Here is an 18,274-nt window from a genome sequence, read left to right on the forward strand (position 1 = left end):
GCTCCTTATACATAAGTTTTTTCAATGTTATTTGAATAAATTTTTTCAATAATTGCTCCGCCGATACATTTTTCACCATCGTATAAAACAACTTGTTGGCCCGGTGTGACCGCTTGTGATTTACTTGGATAATGCACTTTTATTCAATTATCTTTTAAAATTTCAATTGTAACTGGTATATCACTTTGTCTATATCTAAATTTAGCTGTTAAATTGTTAGGATTAAAGTCTAAATTGTTTAATGTTAGATTGCTTGCTAATAGTGAATCTGATTCCAAATAACTTAAATTTGAGGATGGCGCAACATAGACAATATTTTTTTGTACATCGTGGCCACAAACATAATGTGCCTCTTGCATTCCGCCTAAATTTAAGCCCTTTCTTTGTCCTAATGTGTAATAAAAACATCCATCGTGTTTGCCAACTACTTTATTGGTTACAATTGAAACTATCTCGCCTGGTTGGGCTGGAATGTAGTTTTGTAAAAACTGAGTAAAATTCCGCTCACCAATAAAGCAAATTCCCGTTGAATCTTTTTTGGAGGCTGTAATTAAATTTAATTCTTTAGCTTTTTGTCTAATTTGTGATTTTTCAAATTTAGCAAGCGGCATTAAAACTTTTTTGAGTTGCTGATTTGTTAGTTGAGCCAAAAAGTAGGTTTGGTCTTTATTTTGATCTTTAGCGCGGTATAAATTACCATTTTTTACGTCAGCATAATGACCCATAGCAATATAATCAGCGTTTAATACGTCAAAAGCATAATTTGCAAAGGCTGAAAATTTAATGTGTTTATTGCAAAGAATATCTGGGTTTGGTGTGCGTCCTTTTTTGTATTCTTCAATGAAATTTTCAAAGACATTTTCCCAGTATTCTTTAATAAAATCCACTCTATGTAGCTTAATGTTTAATTTTTGTGCCACTTTTAGTGCATCTTGGTAATCTTGTTCTTGAGGGCAAATTGGATTATTTATTTCATTATTGCCTAAAAAATCATTGTTGACATACGAGTCTCAATTTCTCATAAATAAGCCTTCAACTTGATAACCTTGTTCAAGTAATAAAGCAGCAGCCACTGATGAATCAACGCCGCCCGACATTCCTAAAATAACTTTTTTATTCATTAGCCCTCCTTACTTTAAATAAATAAAGCCAACCACAAAAGCGGTTGGATAAAATTAATAACTACCAACGTAGCAAACTCTTATATCGTGTGGTTTAATATCAATTAAACTTTTAAAACGAGTTTCAAATTCTGTTGCGAAATTTTCAATAATTTCGGCAATATTTTTATTTTTTTTGACTTTAACATCAATAATAAATGATGCGTTTGAGTAGTCTTTGTTATAAATAATTTTTGGTTCTGCATCTAATTTTAAAAAATTAGTATCACTAGCACACTGACTAATTAATTGGCAAATAGCGTCTCCAGAAACAGTATAACTTTGATTGTAATCACTTGAAACTGTAATTCCAACCATTATTTATTTCCTCTACTAATGTATTTGCCACTTTCAGTTGAGATTACAATAACATCCCCTTCTTTGATAAACATTGGTGTTTCAAGTTCAAAACCTGTTTCAACCTTAACTTTCTTTTGAGGATTATTTGTTGTATTGCCTTTAACAGCATCTGGCGCTTCTGTTACTTCAAGTGTAACAGATGCGTCTAATTCAACGTCAAGAATTTCTTCGCCAAATTTACGAATTTTTACAGTTGAGCCTTCTTTTAAAAAGTTCATTTCTCATTCGACATTTTTCAATGGAATTTCAACTTGTTCGTATGTTTCGTTATCCATCAAAATAATGTTTTCACCATCTGAATAAAGGTAATTCATTGGACGTTTATCAATGTGGGCTTTTTTAATCATTGTCCCACCTGTATATGATTTGATTGTTATAGCACCTGTTCTTAAGTTTTTAACTTTAGCTTTAACATTTGCTTGTCCACGGCCTTGTTTTGAGTGTTGTGCTTCAATAACTACAAAAATTTCGCCTTCATCTTCAAAAGTAATTCCACCTTTAAATGTATTAACATTTATCATTTTAGTCTCCTAAACTTAATTAAATTAATATAATATTATTTTAAACTAAATACTAAATATTAATAATAAGTTTCTTAGAATGTTGTTTAGGTCAATTTTTGAATATATTTTTTTCTTATTTCAATTATTTTTCAATTGAAAAAGAAAAAATAGGCTAAAACCTATTTTGCGCTTTTAAGAGATAATGTTGATTCCTTACCTGCTAACAGTCTTTTAATATTGCTTCTATGAAGAACTATAATAATTATTACTGAAGTTAAATAAAATATACCTGATACAAATCAATATGGCTGTAAATTATTTAATGAAATATTGTTACTATAATTTATAAAATTTAGTCAATAACCTGGCATTCCTTGTGTGAATCAAGGTATGAAAACAAATGGAACAATTATTGATGCAGTGCACATTGAACTTAGTGATACTTTTTTAGTTTTGAATGCAAAACTAAAAAAGATTATTCCGGCAAAAACTCATAAAATTGGATTAATTACAAGTATGAAAGCGGATGTGCAAGCAACTCCTTTTCCGCCTTTAAATTTGAAAAATACAGGTCAACAGTGGCCAATAATAACGCCAAAACCAATTGCTTGCGGGCTCATTCAGTAAATTTTGGCAAAATCATATCAAACATATCTTATTAAAATTATAAAAATTAAAGATGGTATTATAACCTTGAAAAAATCAATAATAAATACAGTTAAAGCAAATTTTTTGCCATAAACCCTTAATGAATTAGTTGCGCCTGCATTTTGACTAAAATGATTTCTAACGTCATCTTTTTTTAATTTTGAAGACAAAATAATTGAAGTATTTAGCGAACCTATTAAATAACCAATAAAAATTAATAATAAATTAAGGCCAATAATTGAAAAAATAATTTTTGAGTCGATTTGATAACTCATTATTAACCTTTTAGTTCAATTAGTCTTTCGTTAGTTCTGTATCAACGGCCTTCTTTTGCTTGTTTTTGGCCATTTAACATTGTTGCATCGGCAGAAAATGAAACATTTGGTTTAAATATGCTTTGGCCTACTCCATAAGCATCTACTGGAGCATTGTTGTCTTCGAATTTTTTGATTTTTTGATCATTAAATCCGCTACTTACAACAATTTTTACATTTTGAGCGCCAACTTTATCCAATGCTTTTCTTAGTCTTTTAACTTGTTCAACATTCACACCATAAAATTCGGGATTATCTTCTTCGTTATCAAACATATGGTCTTTCATGTTTTTTGAGGTATCAATACGCACTCCTCACAAATTATCACCTAGAGCAGCAAATGACTTAAGAGAATCGTCAATAACATTGTTATTGTAGTCAACAAGTGAAATTAATTTATCGTTTGGGAATAATTTTTGGTATGCAAGCATTGCAGCGGCGGTATCGCCGCCAAAGTTTTGAATTAGGCAGTGAGGAACTGAGCCAAAAGTTTCTTCATTACTTAAATCTTGTGCATCGGTTGACATTATTTTGCATCCAGCAAGTTTTGCAGCTTTACCATCAATTTCTTGCATTGATCAATGATCCATTCGATCGCCCATAAAAATTATCGTTTTATTATTTGCTGCTTCAATGCATCTACGCATATTAGTTGCTATACTTGAAGATCTAGCTAAAATGCCATCGATAATACCTTCATATTTGCCAAAATATTGATATGGGCCCTCAAGTTCAAGAACAATTTCAAGATTGTTTATTATTGATCCGTCTTCCAAGTATCTTATTTTGTATTTAGAAGTATCGGTATTATTTTTAAGTAAGCTTAAAACTTCGTCCATACCTGCTAGCATTGCATTATCAGTTCGTTGAAAAAATTGCAATTTAATAACATTATTTGGATTATATGTTTCGATTATTTTTTCTGTTCTGTGAAAATAAGATGAAATATATTTGTCGTATTTATTACTCATTATTAGCCTTTCAAATTATCTATGTAATTATAATATTAAATTAAATTATTCAAATAGATATTAATATTCAATAGTATTAATGTGAATAAATGGATTTATAAACTTTAGTCTAGGTTGATTTTTCCCAAATGAATTGAAAAATCAATTGAAAACAAAAAAAGCAAGACTGCTTTTATTCAAAAAAGTTTTGTCTTGCTTGTTGTTTAACTTCTGAGCTTGTAGCAAATGGAATTCTGGTTGTGTAACCTTTTTCCGCAGCAACAACCATTTTTGTAGGTCATTCTTGAATTGCGCTATTTCATTCTAGAATAGTGTCGTTGTAAATTTCACGAGCTGCTGTAATTTCTTTTTGTAGGTATGAGTTTTGTTGTATTGCATCTCTAAGTGCGCTGTGTGCTTTTAGTTCTGGGTAGTTTTCAATTTGTAGATGTAAGCCCCTAATTGTTGTATCAATATTTGTTGCAACATCATTTCTTGTGTCTTCATTAATATTTACACCACTACGGTATGCAGCAACAGTCTTCATAACATCTTTGTCTAGCTCTACTGATTTAGCAACAATGCTTGCCATATTTTGCATAATAATAACTCTTTGTTCTAAGTAGTTATCAATTTGAGAAGCATTGTGTTGCATTTTTTGTTCAACTTGTGCTAAATATGTTCTTGCCCGAACTTTTTTAAGCATAAAAATTAGTCCAGGAATAATGAATAATAGTCATAAAATAACAATAAAGGCTTTAGTTCCCGCTCCAATTTTAACTGGTATTCTTTGATTTATAACATTGACATCACGCCCATTTTCTAATGTTGGGCCATTCATTTCATCTAATTGATTTGACATAATAAATCTCCTAAAAGTTAATTAAAAGTATTTGTGTAAATATTATACTCTAAATAGTGTTTTATTAATAAGTATCTTCGTTATTGTGCAAGATTAGATGATAAAACTTTAATGATTGAACCACTCGAGATATAAGAATCATCGGTAATGAATTTTTTGTTTTTTTCTTCTCAATCTTCGTCTACAACTTGATTTTCGAAAGGTACTAATTCAATTTTTGTTTTATTTGCCAGTTCAATATATTCATCTCAATAAACAGGTACATGGTGAATCTTGCCATCGCCACCTCTAACCGGTACATAGTCAACTCTCTCGATTATGTCATAACTCAATGAATAAACGTATGATTCTTCAATATTTTCGCCTTTAGTTGGGTTAAATATTTTTAATATTGATTGTGTTTTTGTATTTGGGTGAACAAATAGTTTTCTTGGTAAAAGATTAATTTGACTTTCAATTTCTCATTCGCTTAATGGTGAATTGCTTGACTTGTCAAATTCTCAATCAAAATCTTTTGTTTGCTGATAAATAGGGATTGAAAAATACGGGGCAAATGATCAATAAATTTTTCTAAAGCATTCTTTGTTGAATTTGTAAAATTTTTCTTTAATTTTATTGAATGAATATTCATAAAATTCTTGTTGATCATCAATTAAATTTATATCTTGCAACTCGTCATGGAATATCTCAGTTATTTTTTTATTTTTATACATTGAGAATGTATCTCCAACACCTATTTTTGTATTTTCAAGCAAGTCACATAAATTCTGTTGAGCAAGTGGGGTGAATAATAATCTAAATTCAAGCTCATTATCTCGGTTTGGGGCATTTCAGTAGGCTTCAAATTTTGTGTTAGCAAGCGCAGTAAAACTGTGATCTTTCTTTTTACGTTTATCAATTTCTTTTTGTGTCTTTTTAACTAATGATTTTTGTTCTTTGTCTGACAATTTGTGTATTTTTTGAGAATCTCTTGAAAATGATAAATTAGGTGCCGCCATTGAAAAAAATGTTATTCAAGAGGTGTCGGTGAAAAGTGGATAGGGTTTTACAACTTGAGCGCGCAACACTTCTGTAACAGTTCTTTGAGTAATTTTTCCATCATAATTCCTGTGTGCTACAGTGTAATGGATAGTTAATGAACCGTGGTATGTTTTATCAATTATTTCGTGTGATTTTTCAGTCTTTATAATGAATGGGTTGCCATAAATTGATCCAGATTGAATATATGTTGCCATTTTTTCAATGTCATACGGAGTATCTTCATAGTCATATTTATTTCTTAAATTTTCTATATCAGACATTTTTAAGCTTCTATTAAATTTAATTAGAGGCAATGATTCAGAAAAAATTTTAAATTTTGTCCCTTGTTTGAACAGTAATCTTAGTGGGAGTGTCTGATTATAAGCAGTTTCTTTTTCATCAGAAAGTAGTTTTTCTACTTTACTTTTTTCACTTTCAGTTGAATTTATTTTTTTATTAATGTTAAGAATTTGATTAACTAAAAGTAAAACAAATAATGTTATTCCAAGTAATAATGAAATAATTCCACCAATAAATATTTGCGATTTTGGTGAATTTGCATACATTATCACAAGTGTCAAACCGACAATTGCAGCAATCGACGATCCAACTATACCAATTATGTTAAAAATTGAACCAGTTTTCAAACCTTTTAGCCGATAATTTACTGATGCTAATTTTGCTTGGGTTTTATCAATTTTTTTAACTTGTTCAATGTTTTCTTCAACATTAATATTGGATTTTTCAACAAAATATTGAAAATGTTTATCAATTATTTGATTATTCAGCTCGTCATATTGACCAAATTCTTTTAAAGGTTGATCTATTGTTTTTTCATTTTCCATATTTACCTCAAAATAATTTTACGAAATTAGTTGTTTTAGTTCTCAATATTTGTTTTTAAAATTTTTAAAAATGCTTCTTGTGGAACTTCAACTGAACCTAGCATTTTCATACGTTTTTTACCTTCTTTTTGTTTTTTAAGAAGTTTTTGACGCCGGGTTACGTCTCCACCATAAAGTTTAGCAGTAACATCTTTTCGATATGCTTTAATTGTTTCACGCGCAATGATTTTTCCACCAATGGCAGCTTGAACAGGAACTTCGAAGTTTTGTCTTGGAATTGCTTCTTTTAATTTTTGACAAAGTTCTCTTGCTCTTGGATAGGCATTGTCACGGTGAGTAATGATTGTAAAGGCGTCAATTTTGTCGCCATTTAGTAAAACATCAACTTTTACTAAATCAGTTTCTTTATAGCCAAATAAGTCATATTCAAATGATGCATAACCTTTTGTTGAACTTTTTAATCTGTCAAAAAAGTCAACAACAATTTCGGCAAGCGGCATTTCATAAGTAATTTTGCTACGATTTCCATCTAATGATTCCATGTCTTTGTAAACACCACGTTTATTTTGACACAAGTCCATAACATTTCCAATGAAGTTATCTGGAACAATGATTGTCGCAAAAATGTATGGTTCTTCAATGCGGTCAATGTATGTTTTATCAGGCAATAAAGATGGGTTAGATATCATTTCTAATGTTCCGTCAGTTTTATAAACTTTGTACTCAACTGATGGTGAAGTTGCAATTACTGAAATTGCGTATTCTCGATTTAGTCGTTCTTGCAAAATTTCCATATGCAACATGCCTAAAAAACCAACTCTAAAACCAAAACCAAGCGCTTTAGATGTTTCTTGCTCTCATGATATTGATGAATCTGATAAGGAAATTTTTTCCAAACTTTCTTTTAGCTCCATGTAGTCTCTTGTATCAATTGGGTAAAACCCAGTGAAAACTACGGGTTGTTTTTTCTTGTAACCTGGCAATGGTTTTTCCGCTGGCATTTCTGCAAGAGTTATAGTGTCACCAACACTAACTTCGCGAGCATCGCGAATTGTGGCGGCTACCCAACCAAGTTCGCCTGCACGCAATACATCTTTTTTAACTTCTCAAGGACTTTTAACCCCAAGCTCGGAAACTTGATTCAATTTTCCATTGGACATAAATTGAATTTTGTCATTTTTTTTCAATTGACCTTGAACAATTCTCACCAACATAACAACACCACGATACTCATCAAAGTAAGAGTCGAATATCAATGCTTGTAGAGGTTTATTGTCATCTGCTTCAATTGGCGCTGGAATGTATTTTTCAATAGCTTCAAGAACTTGTTCAATATTTAGTCCAGTTTTTGCCGAAATTGCTACAGCATTCGAACAATCAAGGCCAATAACTCTTTCAATTTCTTCTTTGGTTCTTTCGATGTCTGCTGAAGGCAAATCAATTTTGTTGATTATTGGAATAATTGTTAAGTTATTTTCAATTGCTAAATAAACATTAGCAAGAGTTTGTGCTTCAATGCCTTGCGTTGCATCAACAATTAAAAGCGCACCTTCAGTAGCGGCTAGAGAACGTGAAACCTCATAAGTAAAGTCAACGTGTCCAGGAGTATCAATTAAATGAAAAATATAATCTTTATACTTGATTTGAACTGCGTTTAATTTAATTGTTATTCCACGTTCTCTTTCTAAGTCCATTGTGTCTAAAATTTGCTCTTCTAGATCACGTTTTGCAACTGTTTGTGTAAGTTCTAAAATACGGTCAGCTAATGTACTTTTTCCATGGTCAATATGCGCAATTATGGCAAAATTTCGAATTTTACTTTTGTCCACTTGAACCTCCTTGAAATGCATTAATATATAATGTTATAAATTTTAATATAAAATATTCGGTATTTGTTAAAATAATTCAGTAATTGTAAGGGAGCATTATGAAAATTAAAATAGATAAAGGACATACTAATATTTCCTATCGCGAAGGCGATGTTTTTGTGCAACAAAAAATGCGCAATGGCTTTAATCATGGTATTGATTATTCGTTACTTAAACAATTTGATTTTGTTCCCAAACTTATTGAAAATGAATTCAATACGATAAAATGAGAATTTATTGAAGGCTATGAACCACAAATAAATTTTGACAACATTGAATTAATTGCAAAACAAGTTAAAATCATTCATAATTCAAAGTTAAAATTCCCAAAAAATAATATTGCAGCAAGAATAAAAAGCTATCGAAAAACTTTTAATGAACTAAAACAAAATGTTCCTGTTTTAAATGATTTTTATCACTCAATAAACCAAACGCTAGCAAAAATGGATCGTTCAACTCCGCTTCATAATGATTTGTGGCCATTCAATATGATTGAAAATAATGGCAAAATTTACTTTGTTGATTGAGAATATGCCACAATGGGAGATAAACATTTTGAGTTGGCATACATAATCGAATCAAGCAATATGAGCAAAGATTTAGAGCAAAAATTTTTAGAGGCCTATGGCGAATATAATCCATTATTTTTATTGCGTCATAAAATGCTGGTAAATTACATTGTAATTTTATGAGTTCACACTCAAACACCTGCGCCATTTAACACTGAAATGTATCAGCAAAGAATCTATGATTATGCAATTGAACTCAAAAAAATGACTGGCAATTAGCCAGTTTTTTTGCATTTTGTTTTAATTATTAATTAGAATGTAAATATAATTTATAATGTTATTTCGGAATCAATGGAGGCTTTAATGTTTACAGAAAACGAAAAAAAATATAAGGCAATTTTAGCTAATTTACTTGATGTTGCGCCAAATGATAGTGCTGTTTTGACCAAGGTAGATAATAAGTATAATTTTGACTTATTTAAATTATTTGGGCAAAATGTTTGCAATGAAATATATTACAAAAGTAACTTTGAAGTTGATATTATTGAAGAAAAATTAAGTGTTGCTGCCGATCAAATTGCGCAATGTACTCAAGCTGATGAAGTTATTGAGATTTTAAATCGTTTTGATATCGAACACGAGAATAAAATTAAGGGACTAAAAAGAGATTTTATTTCAACCAAAGCAAGAATTATTGAAGAGTTACAAAAACAATTTCAAAAGCAATCTGTTAAGTGAAAAATGTTTTTAACTAAAGCCAAAGAAGTTAATGAACAAAGCAACACTTGACCAATTCACATTGGTTTTATGTTTGTAAAAGTAAAAATTGAAGATAAAGCTGTTTACGGACCACTATTTTTAAAAGAAGTAAACTTAGTTATCGAGAATGCTAGACCAAAATTGCAATCAGCAGGTGATATTAAACCTAATGAAAAATTACTTTTCTTGCTAACCAATGCCAATTTTGATTTTGATACAAACTTTGATATTTCAGAACTATCCATAGATGAAGTGGTCAAAAGAGTGCGTGGAGTTTGGTCAAAAATTTATACTAATATTCCTAAACCTACAAGTATTTTTAATAATTATTTAAGCGAAGAGATTGTAAATGAATCTGTTGAATTTTGCCCTGGAATGGTGCTTGGTTTATTCCAACCTTCTGGCGGTTATATAAGAAATAGAATGATGCAAATAATAAAAAATAATGAATTAAATTCAATATTTACTTCAGATTTTCGAAAAGCAATCCATTCAAAAAGAATTGATGATTATTTATTTGATGAGCGCAAAAGTTTGTTCAAAATAACTCCAACAAACTATAGTCAAGACAAGGCAATTGCTTCTTCATTGTTGCAAAATACATTAATTTGAGGCCCTCCAGGTACAGGTAAATCGCAAACAATTGTAAATTTACTTGCAAATATCCTAGTTTATAAAAAAACTGCGCTAGTTTGTTCTCAGAAAAAAGCAGCACTTGACGTTATTTTAAAAAGACTTGGTTCATTGAGAATATTTTGTTTGCCTATTTTGTATTCAAGAGCTAATGCAAACAAAAAAGCTTTCTACAAACCTTTACAACAATACATAGATTTTCTTGAATATTTCAATGAAGAAAACAAGCTAAAAAGATTGTCAATTATCAATAAAGGCGAAAAAGACTTTGTTGATAAAATTGGTGAATTAAAACAAAACCCACGTTTTGATTCAGTTGCAAGAATTTTAAGTAGAATTAAGCCGTATTTTGAAAAATTAACTTTTGAGGCATGAAACTTATTGTTTCAATTACCAGATATTTTAGTTTATCCAGAGATTGTTAAATTCGAATCTCTTAAAGATGCTCAAAAATGAATGTTTAAAAATAACAAAGTGCAATGGTCATTTTTCTCACAAAAAAGAAGAAAAGTTTCACAAACTACTGAAAAAATATTCAATATTTTCAATAACACAGGTCTTAATGTTTCTGAACTAACTCAAATTGTAAGCGAACTTGAACCGGATGATTTTAACTTAATTAAAAACATGCTTGAAATTACCAATATCAAGCAAAATGAATTGATTAGTGATGAAAATGAATTAAAAAAATATATTGCAACATATATTATTGAGCGAATGGAAAATCTTACTCAACAAGAAAAAGAGCAATACACTGAATTTTCTTCAACAATAAGAACAGCTAAATTAGAACCTTATAAATTTATTAACTACTTTACTTCATTAATCAAAAAAATGTTCCCAATAGTTATTATTACCCCTGAAGTTGATATGTCAAGTTCAGAAAAAAATGAATTTGACTATGCGATTTTGGATGAATCAAGCCAGATATTTGTTGAAAAAGGCTTGCCTGTTGTATATTTAGCAAAAACCAAAGTTTTAGCGGGTGACCAAGAACAAATGAAGCCTTCTAACTGATTTGGAATTAGGGTTAATGACGATGAAACAGTTTACGGAATGACTGAATCATTACTGGACTTTGGTCAAGCTGTAAAAATCCATAATATTTTACTTAACAAAAACTATCGTTCAAATCATGCTGCATTAATGACATTTAGTTCGAAACATTTTTATAATTCAGACTTAGATGTTATTGATTCAGGATTGGTTGAATCAAATTCAAAACCTATTGAAGTAATCGAGGCGAATGGTGTATGAGAAAATAACCAAAACCTTATTGAAACGGAAATAGCTCTTAATTTAACTAAATATTCATTAAACACTTACGAAAAAATCATTCTATTGTGCTTCAATAGTAAACAACAAGAATATTTAACAAAAACAATTTTTGAAAAATATCCTGAATTGGAAATTGCAATGAAAAATGAAACTTTATTGCTTAGAAATATTGAAAATATTCAGGGTGATGAAGCAGACTTAGTTATTGCGATGGTTGGATATGATAAGAATGCAACTATTCACTCAACATACGTTGGCCGTCCAGGTGGAAAAAATGCATTAAACGTGGCGATTTCGCGCGCAAAAGATAAAATGATTGTTGTTAAATCATTAAAATCTGAAGATGTTAAAATAACTACCGAAAACGAAAATCTTTATGCCTTTAAAAAGTGGCTTGAATTCCTAGAATTAAATGATGAACAAAGAAAAGACTTTTTAAATATCAGTAAAAAAAGAAAATTAAATAGTGATTCTGAATCTCAAATTGAAGAAAGCGAATTATTTATAGAAATAGAAAATTATTTACACCAAATTTCTGACGGAATGAATTGAATTTCTATTCATAAACATCAAACACTAGGTACAATAAATGTTGACTTTTTAATTAAACAAAATGGTCAAAATGCATTTGTAATTATTGTTGATAATTTCGATTATTCTGGAAGTTATGATAAATATTTACAGTTTAATGACTTGTGCAAATTTATTGAAGCCAAGAAATATGATTTGTTCAAGGTCTCTAAACTTAATTGACATGAATTATCAAGTAAAATTAAAGAAAAAATCTACTCATTTACTGAAATTCGGACAACGAATGAGATTTTTGAGCAAGACAATGAATCACAAACTACAATTAATAAAATTGAAGAAAAAAATATCATTACTAGTGTTGAACAATATGAAAATAATTTGAGACACAATACCGAAAACTATGATATTTTAGAGGGTGAAGAAGAAAATTTTGTTGAAGAAAATAATAACACTGATTTATTTTATGATAAAGGTTCTATGATACAAGAACAAATTGATGAAGAATTAGACAAATTCACTAACGAAATGAATGAAGCTAAATTAACTAATTCAATTGAAAAATCTTTATTTAGGGAAAATTCTACGCAACAAACTCAATTAAATGACAATGCACAAAAAGACAATTTTTTCACTTCTGAAACTCAAATTAGTCAATCATATGATTCAACGCAAGTTGAAATTAGCGAAGATAATCAAACTGATGAATATTCATTAACTGCCGAAAAGAATGCAATGAATAATGTTTTTGACAAATAAAAAGCCGTTTGCTCGGCTTTTTATATTTCAGGAAGAATTTTGCTCATATTTGACTTATATACACCCACGCCAGGTTGATTAAATGGATTTACTCCAAGTAAATAAGCTGACATAGTTAAAGAAATCATAAAGAATTGGAATATATAGCCTAAATTGTATTCGTCAAATTTTTCAAATTCAATTACTATATTTGGAATGTTTGCATCAATATTGTGTGCTTGCAAGGTGGCTTCAAATACCGCTCAATTTACTTTGTGTAATGATTTTCCATCAAGATAATTGATTTTATCTAAATTTTCCTCATCTTTTGTTAAAAAGTAATCAACATTAGGGTTTTTTAACACCAGCGAAGTCTCAAATAAGATTTTAGATCCTTCTTGAATAAATTGACCAAGTGAATGCAAGTCCGTTGAAAACATTGTTGAGGCAGGGAAAATTCCCCTTCCATTTTTTCCTTCGCTTTCTGCGTATAATTGTTTTCATCATTCTTGAATTTGTCTTAGTTTTGGTTCATATGAAACAAATAATTCAAGTGAGTAATTTTGCTTACTTAAAATGTGTCTTGTAACAGCGTATTGATATGCTTCATTGTCTTTAATAAGGTGTGACGAGTTGTCTTTAATAGCTTGCTGCGCTCCTAATAAAATATTATCTGTATTTAATCCTGCACACATGAATGGAAAAATTCCAACCGGGCTTAAAACACTAAAACGACCTCCCACATCATCAGGAATTACCAATGTTTCATAGCCTTTTTTATCAGCTAATTCCCGCAGTACACCATTTTTTTCATCAGTTGTTGCAACAATTAAATCTTTTGCTCTTACCGCTCCTACTTTTGCTTCTAAAAGCTTTCTAAACTCTCTAAATGCAATGGCAGTTTCAAGAGTTTTCCCGCTTTTTGAAATAACATTAATTGCAAAGCGTTTATTTTCAACATATTTTAATTGCGATGCAAGACTTTCTGAACTAACATTGTAGCCACTAAAAACTAATTCCATAATAGGTTTTTTAATTGAGTATTGTCCATAGATAAATTCATAGCCAGCAAGCGCACCTAAATATGAGCCTCCAACCCCAATAACTACAACTGTTTCAATTCCCATATTTATTCATTTTTGATTGATATTGGTCATTTTTTGGTATTCATCATTATTTAGTTTAAAAGGTAATTCCATTCAACCTAATCAATCTTTTTCAGCAACTGTTTTCGCTTTAATTGAATTATGAATTTTGGAAACTTTTTCTTGATACTTGTCAAGTTCGCTATATTTAATTGCTTTATCAATCTTTAAATTTATTGTTTTCATTTTAACTCCTAATTAAATGGATTATTTCTTTTTATGTATCACTCGAATATGTTTGCTCAATAAATAAAACAAACTAATGAACCTAAAACAAACTCAGAATTAGAATTTAGTTCAATAACAATTGTTTGAGTGTGTGCAACATTGTTAAATGTATTTAGAATTCCATCAAAACTTGATGATGTGAAGTGGCTTAACCTATTTTGTTTAAATTTTGGCACGCCATCATTAACTAGCAACTCAGGCGTTATTCGATAGTCATGTTTTAAGCTATTAATATGAATTAGACTTACAAAAAAGTTATTCATAGTTAGCGTGTATGGTCCATAAGTATAAATATCATTAGGAAAAATAATTGATGTTGACCAAAAGTTATTTTTAATGCTTTTTGAATTATTTAATAATAGATAATTATTGAATATATTTTTGACCGATTCATTTGTAAATGTCAATAAATGCGCCTGTTTGTTTTTTTTAAGTTCTGCTAAAGCATATGCGTATTGAAAAGCTAAGTTATCTTTAATATTTTCGCCTGAATAATCTTGACTTGCAACTACATATCCTTCTAAAACATTGGAAATATCAACGCCTTTTAAAAATAATAATAAAAGGTTAATTTCACTAAAAAATGAGTGTTTTTCATCAAGTATATTTGGTATTATTAACCGGTTTTTTTCTTCAACATCAATAAAATTTAACTGTTGTTCAATTATTTCTTTACCAATAATAAAAGACTTATCTAATGTGCGATAATAGCCAAAATTTACTTGTAAATAATTCAACATCATTTTTACGAATTCAATAAAGTTTACATTGAATTCGGATAATTTTGAAAATATAAAAGAAGTAGTTTCGAAGTCAAATGTATTTTTTATATATTTAAATTGAGTAAATCATTTATTTATCGGTTCATCAGAATTTATGAATATGTAATTAATTTTGTTATCTGCTAATGTATCAAATTTGAATATAAAATCTAATCCACCAACAAAATTATTATAAGTTATTGTGTCTGTGAAAATTATTAAGGTTTTAGTGTTTTTGGAAATTATTAATTGTGAAATTTTTTGAATTTCTAAAATATTATTCGCACTGAAATTTAGTGCTAGTTCATGAAAACCAAAGTTTTCAAATCCATCTATATTTTTTCGCTTAATTCTATGAATTATGTCAATTGCTTTCGCTACTAAATCATCGTTATTAAAGTCAGGATAATAATTATAAAATTTAAGATTTAACCTTGCCATTATTATCCTCTTTTGCGTGCTTTATAACTTTGTATTTCCATATTTATTGATTTTTTTAGATTCTCAAAACCATGTTTTGTTTCTTTCAATTCTTCAATGAATGGACTTTTAGAATAGTAACTATGTTTCATTTTAAAATTACCGATTCCAGTCTTAGTTTGGTTATTGATTTCTTCAACATAGAAGTTAACTTTATGACGTAGTTTAAAATCATTATATAAGTTTTTTCAACCTCAATCGGTTATGTTTTTTTTAGGTATTTCAAAAACATATTTTTTAGTAGTTTGCACTGTTATTCCGTCATTGCAAATATGAATTATTTTTCCAAATAAAATATCACCTTTTTTATTCATATATGTATTATAAATGAAAATTAAAATATCATAAGATAATATTAAAATTAAACATACTCAGTTTTGCATATCTTGTAATTTTACTAATCAATTCATTTTTCAATTGAATTGGTAAAAAATAATTGCTTAAAAAATCGCTATCATTTTTTTGTTTTTTTAATATAATTTTGTTATCTATATTTATATAGATTTAAATATTAATTTAGGAGTATTAATGTCAAACAAAATAATGGCCTCAACAGAGCTAGCTTACTACATTTCATTAGACCAAGATGTTTTGCTAGACTCACTTAGAAAATACAAGAATAAAGTACAAAAAATTTCTCAAAATCTAGATCACACTAGAGTTAGTCAAGATGAATACTTTAGAATTAAACATAATTTTGCTCACGTTGATGAGTTAATCACAGACTTACTACACGTTAAAAATTATAGTTTCCATGAAGAAACAAAATTAGCTTTTGAAGAATTAAAAATTGCTACAAGCGACATAATCCAAAAACTTTGCATTGATTACACAGTTGAAGATGCGCCTCAAACACAAGCATATACAAAAAATGAAAATGGAATTTTTGAATTAGTTTCATTTGAAACATCATATGTATTAAACAATGATAAATTTATTATTTTTGTGCCAGTTAATGAATACAAATACACCCATATAACTGCAAGCACTGTTGAAGAATCAACTACCGAAATGCATGAACCTGTTCAAGAAACACAAACTACAGTAACAACACAAGAAGAAACGAAAGAAGTTGTTGAAGAAAACCAAGAAAAAGAAGATGAAGCAATTGAAATTATTGAGCTAAAAACAGAAATTAAAGAGGCTAAAAATGATGAAATAGCAAGAACAACAAATTACTACTTTACAAAAGAGTCGAGATGAACATGATTGTTTGTATTTCTTTTAGCAATTGTTTTAATTGCTGTAGTAGTTTTAGTTGGTCTACATTTAATTGACTCATTAACAATCAATGGTATTTTCAACAAGTAGAAATTAAAAAAATATGTTAAACAAAGATAAAAATATCTCTTTATTGATAAACCATCTAAAAACTTTTGGTTTTGTTTTTCAAGGTAGTGAAATTTACGGCGGTTTAGCAAATACGTGAGATTATGGACCACTAGGTTCACTACTTAAAGACAATATAGAAAATTATTGAAAATATTTTTTCATTAAAAAAGAAAAAAACAACCATTTAATTGATTCAAAAATTTTAATGAACCCGCAAGTGTGGGTTACATCAGGACACGTTGTTAACTTTAATGATCCATTAATTGAAAACAAAGTTAATGGCAAACGCTACCGTGCTGACAAATTAATTGAACAATTAAACCCTAATATCAATGCCGAAACACTAAGTTTTGATGAAATGAAAGAATTTTTAGTTGAAAACTTAAAGGAATATGAAGGCTCTAAAACTAATTGGAGTGATGTTAGAAAATTCAATTTAATGTTTGAAACTAAACAAGGTGTTACTGAAGAATCGAAAAGTAAAGTTTACTTGCGGCCAGAAACAACGCAAGGTATCATGGTTAACTTTAAAAACGTACAAAGAGCAACGAGATCGAAATTGCCAATGGGTATAGGTCAAGTTGGTAAAAGTTTTAGAAATGAAGTAACTCCAGGAAACTTTATTTTCAGAACAAGAGAATTTGAACAAATGGAGCTTGAGGTATTCACTCATCCCAATGAAGCTGAATCAATTTTTAACTATTACATTCAAAAATCATTGGAATTCGTTAAAAATCTAGGATTGAGTGAACAAAATACTCGCCTAAGAGCTCATGAAAAAGAAGAGTTAGCTCACTATTCTTCTGCAACTAGCGATATTGAATATAATTTCCCATTTGGTTGAGGTGAATTATTGGGGATTGCCAACAGAACTAATTTTGACCTTGCAGCACACCAAAATGCAACTGGCGAAACTTTAGAATACCTAGACCCTAATACCAATGAAAAATTCATTCCTTATGTAATAGAACCTTCAATGGGTCTTGATAGATTGATGTTTGCGATTTTGATTGAATCATATGATGAAGAAGAATTGGAAAACGAAAAAAGAATCATTCTTCGTTTAAACAAAAACATAGCCCCTTACAAATTTGCAATCTTACCTCTTGTTAAGAAGTTGAGTCCAAAAGCAGATGAAATTTTTTCATTATTACAAAGTCATGGAATCAGTGTAACCTATGACGAAGCAGGTTCGATTGGTAAACGTTATCGTAGACAAGATGCAATTGGCACACCTACTTGCATAACCATTGATTTTGACACACTAGAAGATAATTCAGTTACTTTAAGAGACCGAGACTCTATGCAACAAGTCAGAGTAAAAATATCTGATTTACACAAGTATTTTTAAAT

General features: G+C 29.3%; 15 protein-coding genes. 4 read left to right on the forward strand and 11 right to left on the reverse strand.

Annotated elements, in window-relative coordinates; translation table 4 throughout:
• Positions 1 to 5: 5 nt before the first annotated feature.
• From mnmA to lepA, 8 genes are all read right to left on the reverse strand, one after another.
• A complete protein-coding gene (gene mnmA / locus EXC34_RS01915; RefSeq protein WP_129687683.1) occupies positions 6 to 1,121 on the reverse strand; it encodes a tRNA 2-thiouridine(34) synthase MnmA in 1,116 nt (371 codons plus the stop codon).
• Positions 1,122 to 1,175: 54 nt separating this feature from the next.
• Positions 1,176 to 1,478 (reverse strand): MMB_0454 family protein, encoded by a 303-nt coding sequence (locus tag EXC34_RS01920; protein ID WP_129687684.1) that lies wholly within the window; start codon positions 1,476 to 1,478, stop codon positions 1,176 to 1,178.
• Positions 1,478 to 2,041 carry an elongation factor P gene (gene efp, locus EXC34_RS01925; protein WP_096385738.1) on the reverse strand — a complete coding sequence of 188 codons (564 nt, stop codon included), beginning with the start codon at positions 2,039 to 2,041 and terminating at the stop codon, positions 1,478 to 1,480. The genes EXC34_RS01920 and efp overlap by 1 nt, the downstream gene beginning before the upstream one ends.
• A 161-nt stretch (positions 2,042 to 2,202) precedes the next feature.
• A complete protein-coding gene (gene plsY / locus EXC34_RS01930) occupies positions 2,203 to 2,946 on the reverse strand; it encodes a glycerol-3-phosphate 1-O-acyltransferase PlsY (RefSeq protein ID WP_129687685.1) in 744 nt (247 codons plus the stop codon).
• Between the two features lie 2 nt (positions 2,947 to 2,948).
• Positions 2,949 to 3,956, reverse strand: coding sequence for a nicotinate phosphoribosyltransferase (locus EXC34_RS01935; protein WP_129687686.1), 1,008 nt, complete (start codon positions 3,954 to 3,956; stop codon positions 2,949 to 2,951).
• 172 nt (positions 3,957 to 4,128) lie between these two features.
• A complete protein-coding gene (locus tag EXC34_RS01940) occupies positions 4,129 to 4,797 on the reverse strand; it encodes a LemA family protein (protein WP_096385747.1) in 669 nt (222 codons plus the stop codon).
• A gap of 80 nt (positions 4,798 to 4,877) precedes the next feature.
• The gene (locus EXC34_RS01945; protein WP_129687687.1) at positions 4,878 to 6,662 is read right to left on the reverse strand and encodes an MAG1210 family protein; all 1,785 of its coding nucleotides are present in this window, start codon (positions 6,660 to 6,662) and stop codon (positions 4,878 to 4,880) included.
• Positions 6,663 to 6,697: 35 nt separating this feature from the next.
• On the reverse strand, positions 6,698 to 8,491 hold the full coding sequence (gene lepA, locus EXC34_RS01950) for a translation elongation factor 4 (RefSeq protein ID WP_129687688.1): 1,794 nt from the start codon (positions 8,489 to 8,491) through the stop codon (positions 6,698 to 6,700).
• 98 nt (positions 8,492 to 8,589) lie between these two features.
• Here lepA and EXC34_RS01955 point away from each other — a divergent pair, with 98 nt between their 5' ends.
• Together EXC34_RS01955 and EXC34_RS01960 are read left to right on the forward strand one after the other, a co-directional pair.
• A complete protein-coding gene (locus EXC34_RS01955) occupies positions 8,590 to 9,318 on the forward strand; it encodes a phosphotransferase family protein (protein WP_129687689.1) in 729 nt (242 codons plus the stop codon).
• 84 nt (positions 9,319 to 9,402) lie between these two features.
• Positions 9,403 to 12,996: a DEAD/DEAH box helicase gene (locus EXC34_RS01960; protein ID WP_129687690.1), complete on the forward strand. Its 3,594-nt coding sequence runs from the start codon at positions 9,403 to 9,405 to the stop codon at positions 12,994 to 12,996.
• A gap of 20 nt (positions 12,997 to 13,016) precedes the next feature.
• Here the strand turns inward: EXC34_RS01960 and EXC34_RS01965 are convergent, their stop codons facing one another.
• Genes EXC34_RS01965 through EXC34_RS01975 form a run of 3 tightly spaced genes read right to left on the reverse strand, consistent with a single transcriptional unit; the run spans position 13,017 to position 15,903 of the window.
• Entirely contained in the window at positions 13,017 to 14,306 is a 1,290-nt protein-coding gene (locus tag EXC34_RS01965) for a glucose-6-phosphate isomerase (protein ID WP_129687691.1), read from the reverse strand.
• An 8-nt stretch (positions 14,307 to 14,314) separates the two neighbouring features.
• Complete coding sequence (locus EXC34_RS01970; RefSeq protein WP_129687692.1) at positions 14,315 to 15,550, reverse strand: glucose-6-phosphate isomerase; 1,236 nt, start codon at positions 15,548 to 15,550, stop codon at positions 14,315 to 14,317.
• A gap of 2 nt (positions 15,551 to 15,552) precedes the next feature.
• Positions 15,553 to 15,903, reverse strand: a complete 351-nt coding sequence (locus EXC34_RS01975; RefSeq protein ID WP_129687693.1) for an RNA-binding protein — start codon at positions 15,901 to 15,903, stop codon at positions 15,553 to 15,555.
• Positions 15,904 to 16,117: 214 nt separating this feature from the next.
• On the opposite strand from EXC34_RS01975, the gene EXC34_RS01980 reads away from it, so the two are divergent.
• Both EXC34_RS01980 and EXC34_RS01985 read left to right on the forward strand, forming a co-directional pair.
• On the forward strand, positions 16,118 to 16,900 hold the full coding sequence (locus EXC34_RS01980) for a hypothetical protein (protein ID WP_129687694.1): 783 nt from the start codon (positions 16,118 to 16,120) through the stop codon (positions 16,898 to 16,900).
• Positions 16,901 to 16,913: 13 nt separating this feature from the next.
• Positions 16,914 to 18,272, forward strand: coding sequence for a glycine--tRNA ligase (locus EXC34_RS01985; protein ID WP_129687695.1), 1,359 nt, complete (start codon positions 16,914 to 16,916; stop codon positions 18,270 to 18,272).
• Positions 18,273 to 18,274 lie beyond the last annotated feature (2 nt).

This window comes from Mycoplasmopsis bovigenitalium, from assembly GCF_900660525.1.
GTDB lineage: Bacteria > Bacillota_I > Bacilli_A > Mycoplasmatales > Metamycoplasmataceae > Mycoplasmopsis > Mycoplasmopsis bovigenitalium.